13 protein-coding genes and 1 pseudogene are annotated in these 13,463 nt (G+C 74.5%); 4 read left to right on the top strand and 10 right to left on the bottom strand.

The window, feature by feature from the left end:
• Nucleotides 1-28 precede the first annotated feature (28 nt).
• On the top strand, nucleotides 29-196 hold the full coding sequence (locus ET989_RS14795) for a hypothetical protein (RefSeq protein WP_165490014.1): 168 nt from the start codon (nucleotides 29-31) through the stop codon (nucleotides 194-196).
• Nucleotides 197-249: 53 nt separating this feature from the next.
• On the opposite strand, the gene hemL is transcribed toward ET989_RS14795, so the two are convergent.
• The 7 genes and pseudogenes from hemL to hemE all read right to left on the bottom strand — a co-directional run bounded on the left by hemL (nucleotide 250) and on the right by hemE (nucleotide 7,540).
• The gene (gene hemL, locus ET989_RS03800; protein WP_131167269.1) at nucleotides 250-1,560 is read right to left on the bottom strand and encodes a glutamate-1-semialdehyde 2,1-aminomutase; all 1,311 of its coding nucleotides are present in this window, start codon (nucleotides 1,558-1,560) and stop codon (nucleotides 250-252) included.
• 118 nt (nucleotides 1,561-1,678) lie between these two features.
• A complete protein-coding gene (locus ET989_RS03795; RefSeq protein ID WP_206662207.1) occupies nucleotides 1,679-2,272 on the bottom strand; it encodes a DUF421 domain-containing protein in 594 nt (197 codons plus the stop codon).
• A gap of 129 nt (nucleotides 2,273-2,401) precedes the next feature.
• The gene (gene hemB / locus ET989_RS03790) at nucleotides 2,402-3,373 is read right to left on the bottom strand and encodes a porphobilinogen synthase (protein WP_131167221.1); all 972 of its coding nucleotides are present in this window, start codon (nucleotides 3,371-3,373) and stop codon (nucleotides 2,402-2,404) included.
• Nucleotides 3,370-3,990, bottom strand: coding sequence for a uroporphyrinogen-III synthase (locus tag ET989_RS16100; protein ID WP_241656202.1), 621 nt, complete (start codon nucleotides 3,988-3,990; stop codon nucleotides 3,370-3,372). Before ET989_RS16100 ends, hemB begins: the two co-directional genes overlap by 4 nt.
• Before the next feature lie 150 nt (nucleotides 3,991-4,140).
• Nucleotides 4,141-5,067: pseudogene (gene hemC / locus ET989_RS16095) on the bottom strand (hydroxymethylbilane synthase); the annotation flags it as partial.
• Nucleotides 5,064-6,488, bottom strand: coding sequence for a protoporphyrinogen/coproporphyrinogen oxidase (locus tag ET989_RS03780; protein WP_131167220.1), 1,425 nt, complete (start codon nucleotides 6,486-6,488; stop codon nucleotides 5,064-5,066). The gene ET989_RS03780 and the pseudogene hemC, both read right to left, overlap by 4 nt.
• Nucleotides 6,485-7,540 carry a uroporphyrinogen decarboxylase gene (gene hemE, locus ET989_RS03775; RefSeq protein WP_131167268.1) on the bottom strand — a complete coding sequence of 352 codons (1,056 nt, stop codon included), beginning with the start codon at nucleotides 7,538-7,540 and terminating at the stop codon, nucleotides 6,485-6,487. The genes ET989_RS03780 and hemE overlap by 4 nt, the downstream gene beginning before the upstream one ends.
• An 88-nt stretch (nucleotides 7,541-7,628) precedes the next feature.
• Here hemE and ET989_RS03770 point away from each other — a divergent pair, with 88 nt between their 5' ends.
• The 3 genes from ET989_RS03770 to hemQ are packed head-to-tail and all read left to right on the top strand — an operon-like array spanning nucleotide 7,629 to nucleotide 10,888.
• The gene (locus tag ET989_RS03770) at nucleotides 7,629-8,999 is read left to right on the top strand and encodes a glutamyl-tRNA reductase (protein WP_165490012.1); all 1,371 of its coding nucleotides are present in this window, start codon (nucleotides 7,629-7,631) and stop codon (nucleotides 8,997-8,999) included.
• Complete coding sequence (locus ET989_RS15400; RefSeq protein ID WP_241656191.1) at nucleotides 8,996-10,105, top strand: ferrochelatase; 1,110 nt, start codon at nucleotides 8,996-8,998, stop codon at nucleotides 10,103-10,105. Before ET989_RS03770 ends, ET989_RS15400 begins: the two co-directional genes overlap by 4 nt.
• Nucleotides 10,106-10,135: 30 nt before the next feature.
• On the top strand, nucleotides 10,136-10,888 hold the full coding sequence (gene hemQ / locus ET989_RS15395) for a hydrogen peroxide-dependent heme synthase (RefSeq protein WP_241656190.1): 753 nt from the start codon (nucleotides 10,136-10,138) through the stop codon (nucleotides 10,886-10,888).
• 785 nt (nucleotides 10,889-11,673) lie between these two features.
• Here the strand turns inward: hemQ and ET989_RS03760 are convergent.
• The 3 genes from ET989_RS03760 to ET989_RS03750 form a co-directional block, all read right to left on the bottom strand.
• Nucleotides 11,674-12,276: a hypothetical protein gene (locus tag ET989_RS03760; protein ID WP_131167218.1), complete on the bottom strand. Its 603-nt coding sequence runs from the start codon at nucleotides 12,274-12,276 to the stop codon at nucleotides 11,674-11,676.
• 88 nt (nucleotides 12,277-12,364) lie between these two features.
• Nucleotides 12,365-12,982: a hypothetical protein gene (locus ET989_RS03755; protein ID WP_131167217.1), complete on the bottom strand. Its 618-nt coding sequence runs from the start codon at nucleotides 12,980-12,982 to the stop codon at nucleotides 12,365-12,367.
• A gap of 19 nt (nucleotides 12,983-13,001) precedes the next feature.
• The gene (locus ET989_RS03750) at nucleotides 13,002-13,448 is read right to left on the bottom strand and encodes a rhodanese-like domain-containing protein (protein WP_131167216.1); all 447 of its coding nucleotides are present in this window, start codon (nucleotides 13,446-13,448) and stop codon (nucleotides 13,002-13,004) included.
• Between the last annotated feature and the right edge of the window lie 15 nt (nucleotides 13,449-13,463).

Here is a 13,463-nt window from a genome sequence, read left to right as displayed (position 1 = left end):
TGGTACCCGAGATCGTAGGAGAAAGAACATGTGTCGTCCCGTTGCGTGCAAGCAGTGCGGCAAGACCACCTGGGCTGGCTGCGGCCAGCACATCGCGTCCGTGAAGGCCGGCGTTCCCGCCGGTCAGTGGTGCGACGGCCACAAGGACGCCGCCCCGGCGCCGTCCGGTGGCTTCTTCAGCAAGCTCTTCGGCTGAGCCCGACGCGGTGAGCCCGTGCCCCACCCGGGGGGCACGGGCTCACCGCTGTCTCAGGGCCGGGCCGACGCCGCCGCCCGCGCGGCGGCCGGGAGTGCCTCGGCGATCCTGTTCAGCGCCGCGTCGTCGTGCGCCGCGCTCAGGAACCACGCCTCGAACACGCTGGGCGGGAGCGCCACGCCGGCGTCCAGCATCGCGTGGAAGAACGGCGCGTACCGGAACCCGTCGGCCGCCTTGGCCTGGTCGTAGTTCCGGACGCCGTGGGTCGCGGCCTCCTCGCCGAAAAAGCAGCTGAACAGGTTGCCAGCCGTCTGGATCCGGTGGGGGAGGCCGACCTCGTCGAGGGCCGCGGCCAGGGCGTCCTGCACCTGGCGCGACGCGCGGTCGACGTGGGCGTACACGGCGTTGTGGGCGAGCCGCAGGGTGGCGATGCCGGCGGCGGTGGCCAGCGGGTTACCGGACAGGGTGCCGGCCTGGTAGACCGGGCCGACGGGTGCCAGGAGGTCCATGAGCTCGGAGGGGCCGGCGAGTGCCGCGAGCGGCAGGCCGCCGCCGACGACCTTGCCGTAGGTGACCAGGTCGGGGGTGACCGGGGCCTCGCCCAGCGACGCCTCGTTGCCCCACCAGCCGGCGGGGCCGACCCGGAACCCGGTGAGCACCTCGTCGAGGATCATCAGGGCGCCGTGCTCCAGCGTCAGGCGGCGGATCGTCGCGTTGAAGCCGGGGTCGGGCGGGACGACGCCCATGTTGGCCGGGGCGGCCTCGGTGATGACGCACGCGATCTCGGAGCCGCGCTCGGCGAAGACGGCCTTGAGGGCCTCGGCGTCGTTGTACTCGACCACGATCGTGTCACGGGCGGCGGCCTGCGTGACGCCGGCCGATCCGGGCAGTCCTGCGGTGGCGACGCCGGACCCGGCGGCGGCCAGCAGGGCGTCCGAGTGGCCGTGGTAGCAGCCGGCGAACTTCACGATCACGTCGCGGCCGGTGGCGCCGCGGGCGACGCGGATCGCCGTCATGGTCGCCTCGGTGCCGGTGGAGACGAAGCGCACCTTCTCGGCGAACGGGATGCGCCCGCGGATCAGGTCGGCCAGCTCAACCTCGGCCGTCGTCGGGGCGCCGAACGACAGGCCGCGGGTGGCGGCCTCCTGCACGGCGGCGACGACCTCGGGATGGGCGTGGCCGAGCAGCGCCGGCCCCCATGAGCAGACGAGGTCGACGTACTCGCGTCCGTTGATGTCCACAACGTGCGGCCCGCGGGCCGCGCTGAGGAACACCGGCGTCCCGCCCACGCTGCCGAATGCGCGCACCGGCGAACTCACCCCGCCCGGGATGACCTCACAGGCGTGGCGATAGACCTCCTCCATGGACAGGTGGCTGGGCACACTGGCTCCTCTCGTTCAGTCGTCCCCATCTTCCCCCATCCGCCGAGGGCTTGCCTCCAGCTCGCCGAGGGCTTGGGTTCAGCTTGCCGAGGGCTTGGGTTCAGCCCGCCGAGGGCTCGCTCTCGGCGCCCCGGGCGTCGATCAGGTGCTCCGGCACGAGGTCGGCCCCCATGACGTCGGCCAGCAACCGCGCGTCGATGCGTTCCCCGCTCCGCAGAACGGTCACGCCGCCCCGCGACTCGAGGATGACGAGCGCCGCGTCGTTGACGTGGCGGACGCCGGCGGTGCGCAGGCGGAGCAGGACGTCGGCGTCCGTCGTGACGCGCTCGCGCTGGGGACGGTCGACGAACCGGCCGTCGATCATCACCACGCGCGGCTTGTGGCGCGGGCCGCGCCGGGCCCAGGCCGGCTTGGAGAACCGGCGGAGGCGTCCGATCACGGCCTCCATCACCAGCAGGGTCGTGGCGGCGACCAGGGCGCCGCCGAGCGTCGGGAACTCGCCGAGCATCGCGCGCGCGACCAGGCTGCCGAGAACCGTCAGCAACGCGACACTCAGCGTGGACGAGCTCGAGAACAGCCGCGGTCCCCACAGCGTGAGCACCACGGAGTACAGGATGTAGAGCAACGCGGATGCGACCGCGACCCCGAGTGCGCCGTCGGGACTGATGCCGATGTTCGTCCAGAGTTCGCCCATGGCCGCCATTCAAACACGCTCGAGGCCAAGCCCTCGGCGGACGGGACCCAAGCCCTCGGCGGAGGGGACCCAAGCCCTCGGCGGAGTGAAGGCAAGCCCTCGGCGGAGTGAAGGCAAGCCCTCGGCGGGTCAGCGGCGGGAGGCGAGGTCCAGTGCGAAGTAGGTCAGGACGATGTCCGCGCCGGCCCGGACGATGGAGGTGACCGACTCGGAGGCGGCGGCTTCGCTGTCGATCCAGCCCCGCTCGGCGGCGGCGGCGATCATCGCGTACTCGCCCGACACCTGGTAGGCGGCCACCGGCACGTCGGACGCCGCGGCGACGTCGGCGAGCACGTCCAGGTAGTGCGAGGCCGGCTTCACCATCACCATGTCGGCGCCCTCGGCGAGATCGAGCAGCGTCTCGCGCAGCCCCTCCCGCCGGTTGGCCGGGTCCTGCTGGTAGGTGCGCCGGTCTCCGCGCAGCGACGACCCGACGGCCTCGCGGAACGGCCCGTAGAACGCCGAGGCGTACTTCGCCGCGTACGCCAGGATCGACACATCGGCGTACCCCGTCTGATCCAGCCCCGAACGGATGGCGAGCACCTGGCCGTCCATCATCCCCGACGGACCGACGACGTGGGCGCCGGCGTCCGCCTGGGCGACCGCGAGGCGCACGTAGGCGTCCACGGTGGCGTCGTTGTCGACCCGACCGCGGGCGTCCAGCACCCCGCAGTGCCCGTGCGAGGTGAACTCGTCCAGGCAGGTGTCGGCCATGACGACGAGGTCGTCGCCGACCTCCTCGCGCACGGCGCGCAGTCCGCGGTTGAGGATGCCGTCGGGCTCCTCGCCGGAGGACCCCGCCGCGTCCTTGTCCGATTCCAGGGGCACGCCGAACAGCATCAGCCCGCCGACCCCGGCGTTCGCCGCGCGGACGGCCTCGCGGCGCAGCGAGTCGACGGTGTGTTGCACGACCCCCGGCATGGACGCGATGGGCGCCGGCGCGTCGATGCCGTCGCGAACGAACACCGGCAGCACGAGCTGCCCGGGGGAGACGCGGGTCTCTCGGACCAGCGCGCGCATCGCGGGCGTGGTGCGCAGGCGGCGGGGGCGGATCGTGGTCATTGCTTCTCCTCGGTGAGGGCGTGGACGAGGGCGTCCACGACGCCGGGGCCGTCCTGGGTGTCGGCGATGGCGTGCACGCGCAGTCCCACGGCGTCGGACGCCGCGGCGCTGGGTTCGCCGAGGGTCACGACCGCGACGTGGGGCTCGGGCATGCCGAGCAGGTCGACGACCGCCCGGGCGATGGACCCGGCGGTCACCACGACGGCGTCGTAGTCCGACCACGGCCGCACGGCCGGGGCGTCCGCCACCGTGGCGGTCGTGTAGGTGTGGACGACGTCGACGTCCCAGCCGCGCGCGGCCAGTCCGTCGGCCATGGTGGGCCCGGCCAACGCCGAGCCGGCCAGCAGCGCCGACGCCGGCCCCTGGGGCAGGACGCCGAGGAGGGCGCCGGCGTCCGACCGGCCAGACGGCACGATGTCCACCCGGACGCCCAAGGCCTCGATCGCGGCGGCCGTCGCGGGGCCCACGGCTGCGATGCGGTCTGCCAGGTCGGCCAGCTCCACGCCGGCCTCGGAGAGCATCCGGACGCCGACGGGCGAGGTCAGCACGAGCCAGTCCACCCGGCCGGGCAGCGAGAACGGCAGCGACTGCGTCTCGGTGACGGGGACGGCGTCCACCTCGGCGCCGGCGGCGCGGATCGCCTGCGCCAAAGGTCCCTCGGGGCGCGGCAGCAGGACGCGGCGCCCCACGAGCGCCTCGGCGGTCCCGGGGGCCCACAGGGCCTGCTCGTGGTGGAAGTCCTCGAGTTGGCTGGCGCGGGCCTCGCCGAGTGGCGTGACGTCGGCAGCCCCCTTCGCGAGCAGCTCCAGGGCGACCTCGTGGCCCAGGGCCCCGGCGTCGACGGGCAACGGGGCGCTGCGCCGGGCTGTCACCGACGACGTCCCCTCGGCGTTGAACACCGAGGCGGTGAACTCGACGTGGCCGTTCACCACGCGGGCGTACGCGCCGACCGGCGCGGCGCAGCCGGCCTCGAGGGTGGCCAGCACGGTGCGCTCTGCGGTCACGCAGAGCCGGGTGTCGGCGTGGTCGAGCTGCAGCAGCACCTCCCGCAGGCCGACGTCGATCGTGCGGCACTCGACCGCGAGCGCCCCCTGCCCGGGCGCGGGAAGCAGGTCGAGGGTGTCGGTGGCGGCGTCGAAACGGCCCAACCGCGCCAGCCCGGCGCGGGCGAGCACCACGGCGTCCAGGTCGCCCGGCTCGGTGCCGTGGCCGTGCACGCGCGCGAGACGGGTGCCGACGTTGCCGCGGATCTCGACGACGGTCAGGTCGGGACGCTGCGCGCGCAGCTGGGCGGCCCGCCGCGGCGAGCCGGTGCCGACGCGCGCCATCGGGGGCAGCTCGGCGAACGTCAGGCCGTCGCGGGCGCACAGGGCGTCGAACGGCAGCTCCCGTTCGGGGATCGCCGCCACGGCCAACCCCTCGACGGGGGCGGTCGGCAGGTCCTTCAGGGAGTGGACGACGAGGTCCACCGCGCCGCGCAGCAGCGCCAGGCGCAGGGCTGCGGCGAAGACGCCCAGGCCGCCCGCCTCGAGCAGCGATCCCGACGTGACGTCGCCCTCGGAGCGGATCGTCACCAGCTCGACGGAGTGCCCCAGCGCGCGGAGGGCGTCCGCCACGTGCCCGGACTGCGTGCGCGCGAGCTCGGAGCCGCGCGTGCCCAGGCGCAGGTGGAGGCGGCCGTCCGCGGTGTTCATGGGGCCGCCAGCTCCCCGGCGACCCGTGACGCGTGGGCGACGACGGCGGCCAGCCCCGTGCCGGCGAACCAGGCGCCGGTGATGGCCAGGCCCGGAGTGTTTGCCAGGTGGGTGGTCAGCTCGTCGACCCGGACGCGGTGCGCCGGGGTCTGCGGGGGCAGCGAGTTGGGGAAGTGGATGACGCCGTGGCCGACCACCTGCTCCTCGGCCAGGTCGATGCCGAGCAGGACGCGCGCGTCGGCGAGCGCGCCGGCCAGCGTCGGCTCGGGCGTCGGGACGCCGGCGCGCCCGTAGGAGACCCGCAGCACGTGCTTGCCGGTGCCGGCGACGACGCCGGGCCACTTGATCGAGTAGTGCGTGATCGCCTTGCAGCCGACCCGCCGCTCGGCGCCCTCGGCGTCCGGGGTGACGAGCAGCCCGGAACCCCGCGGGCCGGCGTCCAGCTCGGGTGCGTCCAGCACGATGCAGACCTGCGCGAGGTCGGCCCCGCGGGGCAGCTCCCAGTCGCCGATGGCCAGGTCGGACAAGGGGCGCAGCAGGTCGAGCGCGGCGCGACCGTCGAGGGCGACGACCAGGCGGCCGGTGGTGTCGACCTGCGGCTCGCCGACCGGGACCGGCGGGTCGGCGGGGTTCGGCGCGCGGCCGGCCTCGTGGTGGGTGACGCGCCAGGTGTCCCCGTCGCGCTCGACGGAGGTGACGACCCGCCGCGTCGCGACCGTGCCGCCAAGCCCACCGATGCGCTCGACCATCGCGCGCGGCAGCGTGAACAGGCCGCCGGACGCCGAGCTCACGACTGCGCCGGGGGGCGCGGCGGCGCGCAGGGCGGCAGCGGCCCGGACCAGCGACCCCTCGCGGACGAGCGCCGCGCGGAGGCCGGGGGAGACGACGTCGACCGACAGCTCCGAGGGGTGCGCCGAGTGGACGCCGCCGGCGATGGGGTCGACCAGCCGGGTCAGCACCTCCTCGCCGAGGCGGGCGACGACCAACGAGGCCAGGTCGGGGGCGTCCGCGCCGGTCTCGGGGCCCATGGTCAGGTCGTCCCGCGCGCGGGCCAGGCCCTCGGGCGACAGCAGGTCGACCACGATCGGGTCGTCCAAGTCGGTGGGGATGCCCAGCACGCCGTGCGGGATGCGGGTCGCGAACCCGCCCGAGCGGTGCGACCACAGCCACGACTGGCCGGACGGGTCGACCACGTCGAGGCCGACCTCACGGCACAGCTCGGCGGTGGCGACCGAACGCTTCGCGAACGACTCGGCGCCGAGGTCCACCCAGACGCCGCCGATGGGGGCGCCGAAGACCAGCCCGCCGCACGTGCCGCGGGATTCCAGCAGCAGCGGGGCGTGCCCCGCCTTGGCCAGCGTGAGCGCTGCGTGCAGGCCGCCGATGCCGCCGCCGACCACGATCGCGTCGAGGTGCGTCATGGCTGGTGGATGAGCTCGACGAGACGGGTGAGGATCGCCGGGTCCGTCTCCGGCGGGACCCCGTGGCCAAGGTTCACCACGTGGGCGGGGGCGGCGCGGCCGCGGTCCAGCACCTCGCGGGCGTGGCTCTCCAGGGCGTCCCAGCCGGCGAGCAGGCGGGCGGGGTCGATGTTGCCCTGCAGGGGCATGCCGGGCAGGCGGGCGGCGGCCTCGTCCAGCGGCGTGCGGTAGTCGATGCCCAGCGCGTCCGTGCCCTTCGCCATCTCCTCCAGCAGGTGGCCGGTGCCGGTGCCGAAGTGCAGCCGCGGTACGCGCCCCTCGACCGACGCCAGCGCGCGGCGCGACCACGGGGCGACGCGCGCGGCGTAGTCCGCCAGCGGGAGGGACCCGGCCCACGAGTCGAACAGCTGGACGGCCGAGGCGCCGGCGTCCACCTGGAGGGTGAGGAAGGCGCCGGACAGGTCGGCGCACCAGGCCATCAGCTTCTCCCAGGCGGCCGGGTCGGCGACCATCAGGGAGCGGGCGGCGAGGTGGTCGCGGCTGGGGCGGCCCTCGACGAGGTAGGCGGCGAGGGTGAAGGGGGCGCCGGCGAAGCCGATCAGGGGCGTCCAGGCCGCTTCGCCGGACGGCGTGGTGGCGAGTTCGGTGGTGATGAGCCGGATGGCCTCGGTGATCATGGCGGTGTCGCCCAACCTGTGGGCGACGAGCCGGTCGACGTCGGACGCCGTGCGCACCGGCTCGGCGATGACCGGGCCGACGCCGGCGACGATGTCGACGTCCACCCCGGCGAGCTTGAGCGGGATCATGATGTCGCTGAAGAAGATGGCGGCGTCCACCCGGTGGCGGCGCACGGGCTGGAGCGTGATCTCGGCCGCGAGCTCGGGGATCAGGCAGGACTCGAGCATGCCCGTGCCCCGGCGCACCTCGCGGTACTCGGGCAGGGAGCGCCCGGCCTGGCGCATGAACCAGACGGGGTGGGTCTGGGGACGATCGCCGGTGAGGGCGCGCAGCAGCGGAGGTGTCGGGCCGGTCGGAGTCACGGCCCTGATCATAGGCGGGTCGGGGGCAGGCGGAGCCGGGTGCCCGACCGTCGTGCCGGATTCGGGATCGTCGGCGCGCAGTGGTTGAATGGGTCGGGTCATGGCGCTGCACCTCGTCTCCATCCACCACGCCGAGCACGGGCTCGGCGCAGTCGAGTCCGCCACCCCCGCGGTGCCCGGTCTCGGACGCCGCGTCGTCGCCGCGTCGGACGCGGTGCGTGGCGCTGTGGTGCTCGCCACCTGCAACCGCGTCGAGGTGTACGTGGACGCCGACGCTCCCACCCACGTCGTGGCCGAGGTCGTGCGCGCCGAGGTGGGGGAGACCTCGATGACCGTGCGCGAGAACGCCGACGCCCTGCAGCACCTCTTCGACGTGGGCGCCGGCCTGGACTCGATGGTCGTGGGCGAGCGCGAGATCGCCGGCCAACTGCGCCGCGCCCTCAAGCAGGCCCGCGAGGAGGGCCTGGCCACCGGCCTCCTCTCGGAGACGATCGAGCAGGCCCTGCGCACCTCCCGCAAGGTCTCTCATCTGACCCGTCTCGCAGCCACCGGCCGCTCCGTCGTGTCGGTCGGCCTCGACCTGCTGCGCCGCGACTGGGCCACCACCCGCGTCCTGCTCGTGGGCACCGGCGCCTACGCGGGCGCCGTCGTCGCCGACCTGGACCAGCGCGGCGCCACCGACGTGGTCGTGTGGTCGGCGTCCGGCCGTGCGGGGGCGTTCGTCGCCACCCACCTCGGCACGCGCGATGCCGGCCCCGACCTGCTGGACGCCGTGGCCGCGGCCGACGTCGTGGTCACCTGTCGCGGGCTGGGCGCCCCGATCCTGTCGGCAGAGGACATCGGTGCCGTGATGGCCCGCCGCGACGGCGCGGAGCTGGTCCTGGTCGACCTGGCCGTCTACCGCGACATCGACCCTGCAGCCGCCGCCCACCCCGGCGTGATGCTGCTCGACCTGCCCACCATCCAGCGCCACGTGCCCGAGGCGTCCCACCGCGAGATCGGCCGCGCCCGCTCGCTGGTGGACGCGGGCGTCCGCGACCTGGTCGGCCGCCTGAAGGGACGCGAGATGGACCCGGTTGTAGTCGCCCTGCGCGACACCGTGAACGCGATGGTCGCCGACGAGGTGGCCCGCCTGCCCCAGGGCCGCCAGCTCACCGCCGAGGAAGCCGCCCACGCGCTGCGCCGGCTCGCCGCCCGGCTGGTGCACGTGCCCAGCGTCCGCGCCCGCCAGGCCGCCAACGAGGGCCGCACCGATGAGTACCTCACCGCGCTCTCCGCCCTGTGGGGGATCGAGCCCGAGGTGCGGCCCGTGCTGCGCAACCTCGAGATCGACCCGGCCTCTGAGCCGTTGCTGGGCGACCGCGAGCAGTCCGCGATCGTGCCGCCGGATACGCTCGACTGCGACACCTGCCCGATCACCGGGCTGCGCCTGTCCGATCTGGGCGCGTCCCGACACCTGGAGGCCCTGTGACCGACGCCATCCTCGTCCTCTCCTACGGCGGCCCCCGCGGCCCCGAGGACGTCCTGCCCTTCATGCGCAACGCCACCCGCGGGCGCGGCATCCCGGACGAGCGGCTGGTCGAGGTGTCCGGGCACTACCAGATGTTCGGTGGCGTCTCCCCGATCAACGAGCGCAACGGCGAGCTGATGGACGCCCTCGGCGCGGTCCTCCGCGAACGCGGAATCGACCTGCCCATCGTCATCGGCAACCGCAACTGGACGCCGTACGTGGCCGACACCCTGCGCGACCTCGCGGCGTCCGGCGCCCGCGACCTGCTCGTGCTCGCGACGGCGGCCTACGCCTCCTACTCGGGCTGCCGCCAGTACCGCGAGGACCTCGCCGGGGCGCTCGCCGAGACCGGCCTGTCCTTCGGTCTGACCAAGATCGGGCCCTTCGCCGAGACCGACGGCTTCGTGGCGGCCAACACCGACGCCGTGCGCGCCGCCGTCGCCGAACTGCCGGACGCCCGCGTGCTGTTCGTCACCCACTCGATCCCGACCGCGATGGACGCGGCGTCGGGGCCCGGCCCCCGGTCGGCCGAGCCCGGCTCCCGGATGGCTGCGCCCGGCGAAGCCAACACCTATTCCGCCCAGCACCGCCGGGTCGCCGAGCGGGTCGCCGCCGCGGCCGGGCTGGCCGACGACGCCTGGGAGATCGCGTACTGCTCGCGTTCGGGCGCCCCGCACATCCCGTGGCTGGAGCCCGATGTGAACGACCGGATGGCCGAACTGGCCGCCGAGGGCGTCCGCTCGGTCGTCACCGTGCCGTTCGGGTTCGTCAACGACCACATGGAGGTCGTCTACGACCTCGACACTCAGGCCCGCGAGACTGCGGCCGAGCACGACCTCGCCTACGTGCGGGCCGCGACCGTGGGCGTCCACCCGGCGTTCGTGGGCATGCTGGCCGACGCGGTCGAGGCGGCCCTGGGTCGCGGCGAAGGTGGATTCGACCCCGCGGCCGACCCCGCGCGCTCGCTGCTCGGCGGGCTGCGCACCTGCACGGCCACCTGCTGCGGCTCCGGACGCCCCGGCGGCCCGGCACTCCCCGCCGCGTGCGGGGCCCCCGAGACTCCCTGACCACGAACCATCCCGAACGCGAGGAGCACCATGTCCCAGGCACCCCACGGCAAGACCTCCGGCGCCCCGTTCAGCGGCGACCCGCGCGACTCCTACGTCGCGCCCGAGGACGTGAACTCCGGCTCCCACTACGTCATGTACTCGGTGTTCACCATGGCCGGCCTGATGGCCGGCGAGGCGGCCGAGCGCGCGGAGCACGCCGCCGAGACGGTCGCGGCCGTCGAGGCGACCGGCGTCACGATCCGCGGCTGGTACGACGTGGGCGGCTTCCGGGCCGACGCCGACCTGATGGTCTGGCTGCTGGCCGACGACCCGACCAAGCTGCAGGCCGCCTACCACGCGCTGCGTCGATCCACGCTGGGTGAGGTGCTGGAGCCCCGCTGGAGCAACGTCGGCGTCCACCGCCCGGCCGAGTTCAACAACGCGCACACGCCGGCCTGCTTCTCCGGCATCGCGCCGCGGCCGTGGCTGACGGTGTACCCGTTCGTGCGCTCCTATGAGTGGTACTACATGGACGGTTCGAAGCGCTCCCACATGCTGCGCACCCACGGCATGGCCGCCAAGGACTTCCCCGACGTGCTCGGCTCGACCACCTCGGCGTTCGCGCTGGGCGACTACGAGTGGCTGCTGGCCTTCGAGGCCGACGAACTGCACCGCCTCACCGACGCCATGCGCGCCCAGCGCGCCGTCGAGGCCCGCCTGCATGTCCGGGAGGAGACCCCGTTCTTCACCGGTCCGCGCGTCGAGCTCGCGGCGTGGGTCGAGACGCAGCCCCACGAGTGACCCAATCCGCCGCGGCTCGGTGGGAGCGAAGCGCCGAAAGCCCCGGCAGTTGGTGCCGAGAGCCCCGGTGGTTGGTGCCGAGAGCCCCGGTGGTTGGTGCCGAGAGCCCCGGTGGTTGGTGCCGAGAGCCCCGGTCCTATGCGCCGGTAGCCCCTATCCCCGCGCAGGTCGACGGCGAGAAGAACTTGGGAGGCGGCGGGTTCCCCGACGCCTGTTGGTGGGGGCAGGCGCAGGCCTTCGACGAGCGCGAGGCCTGCGTGGCCTTCGCGGGCGGCCAGATCCACTCCGGCCCGCTGCGCACCGAGGTTTACCGATCTGGCGGTGCGCCTGCCGGACGTCACGGTCGTGCGCCTGGGCAACCCGGAGAAGCCGGTCACGGCGAGCCCGGGGAGCACCGCAACACCCCCGGCGCGCTGGAGCACCTCCACGGGAGCATGACGGCTACCGTGCGCCGGAACGGACGGACCCTCTGGCGCGGCACCAGCCACATGGCTGGGCTCGAACACGGTGGGCTCGCCTGCGCGCAGGCCGAGCTCGCTCGCGCGGCGGGGATCCGCGACCGCTGTCGTAGGTGTCGGCAGACGACACCGGGGCTGTCGGCGCAAACGACCGGGGCTGTCGGCGCAAACGACCGGGGCTGTCGGCGGAGGGGTGGGGTGAGCGTCGGGCTGGGAGCGCCTCTCGGCGCGTGGCCGCTCGTAGCGGCTATGAGTGGAGCCCGGGGCTACCGCAGCCCGACGCCTGTACGAGGATAGGCGCCGCGCCCGTGTGAGCCAAGTGCGGGCTCAGGTGAGGTCGCCGTTGCGCCACAGGCGGGCGTTCTCGGCGAGGTCGTGGGCCATGTCCTGCAGCTTGACGGCGCGGTCGAGTTCACTGTGACCCCGCGCGACCTCCGCCCGTCCCGAGGCCACCACATGGCAGAACGCGGCGGCGCGCTCCAGCGCGATGGCGAAGTCGCCGGTGAACACCCCGCGCAGGATGGCGTCCGCCACCCGGCGAACCTCGTCCGGACCGGGCGGGTCGACGCCGGCGACGGCGTGGTTGGGCTCGGTGAAGCGGACGCCAGCGCCGTACTCGCGCGCGGCCCCGTCCGGGTCGGACACCATCCACTCGCGCAGCAGGTAGAGCCGCCACAGGGCGCCCGGCAGGGTGGCGGCCGGGCGGTGCGCCCACAGGTCGGCCAGCGTCGACAGCCCGGTCTCGTCCACGAGCGCGACGAGCCGGGCGGCCACGCTCGGATCCTCGGCGGCACGCCCCACGCGCAGCAGGGCGGCGGCCGTCTCGTGGGCCGCATGCAGCTGCGCGATCGGGTCGGTGCCCTGCCCGAGCGCCTCGAGGGCCTCCGGCGATCGGAGCACGGGCCGGTGCGGCCGCTTGGGGGATGTCACCCGACCAGAGTAGGTGCCCGGCGAAGCGAGCGGGAACGGCCCTTCGAGGCTCGCTCCGCTCCTACCTCCGGGACCCGAACGCTCGCACTCAGTGACGTGACCGCCGCGGCCGGCCCAGCCCGGCCGACGCCAGCTCCAGGTCGGCCAGCCGGGTCATCACGGCGGCGTCGCCCGTCCGCCACGCGGCCACCGGGTCGGACGCCACCTGGCGCAGGCTGCCCAGCGGCTGGTTGGCCAGCGCCCGGAGGGCCAGTAACTCGTTCCCCTCCGGCGAGGCGGCCAGCTGCGCCAGCTCCCGGGAGCGCGCGACGAACGCCAGCCGCCGCGGCACCCACCACAACGCCACGAGCAGCACCGGCACGAGGAACGCGAGCCACCCCAGTACGGTCGCAACCCGCTCGACCTGCGCCACCTGGTCGGACGCCGAGGCCGACAGGTCGCCGATCCTCCCCGCGATGCCGTCGAACGGCTGCCGCAGTTGCGCCCCCACCACCGGGACCCCCGCGGCTTGGGTCGCGGCCTCCGTGGTCTGCCGGGCCAGGTCGCTGGTGATGCGCTGGGTCTGGCGCGACGGCTCGGCGATGGCCCGGATCGTGCCGTCCACGAAGCGGCTCCCGAACCACCAGCCGATGGCCCAGACCGCGACAAAAACGTCCCCCACGAGCTGGGACGCCAGACGTCCGGGACGGCGGGCGCAGAAGCTCATGCGCCCATCATGGCCTGCCTCAGCCGCCGGTCACCACGTCCTCGCCGGCCGCCTGCCAAGCTCCGATGCCGCCGCCCAGGTGCCAGGCGTCCCCGAAACCGAGCTGCTTCATCGCCTCGATCGCGGCTCCCGACCGGCTGCCGGACCGGCAGTAGACGGCGTAGGGGGCGGCGCGGTCCAGGCCGGCGACGGCGGCTTCGAAGTCCCCGTTGATGTCGGCCAGCACCGCGCCCTCCAGGTGGCCGGCGGCGTACTCGGCCGGCGTCCGCACATCGAGCACGATCACACCGGGCGTGTCCAGGGAAACCGCGAACTCGGCGGCGTTCAGCGTGGCCCCGTAGGCGCGGGAGGCCTCGGCCGAGGCTGTGGCCCGGCCTCCCGCGGCGGGCTCCGACGCGGTGCACGCGGCCCCGGTCAGGGCCACCAGGGCGGCGACGGTCACGGAAGCGAAGCGGCGGGTGCGCACGGGGACTCCTCGGTT

This window comes from Propioniciclava sinopodophylli, assembly GCF_004324755.1.
GTDB classification, from domain to species: domain Bacteria; phylum Actinomycetota; class Actinomycetes; order Propionibacteriales; family Propionibacteriaceae; genus Propioniciclava; species Propioniciclava sinopodophylli.
This window is presented reverse-complemented; position numbering and strand designations above follow the sequence as displayed.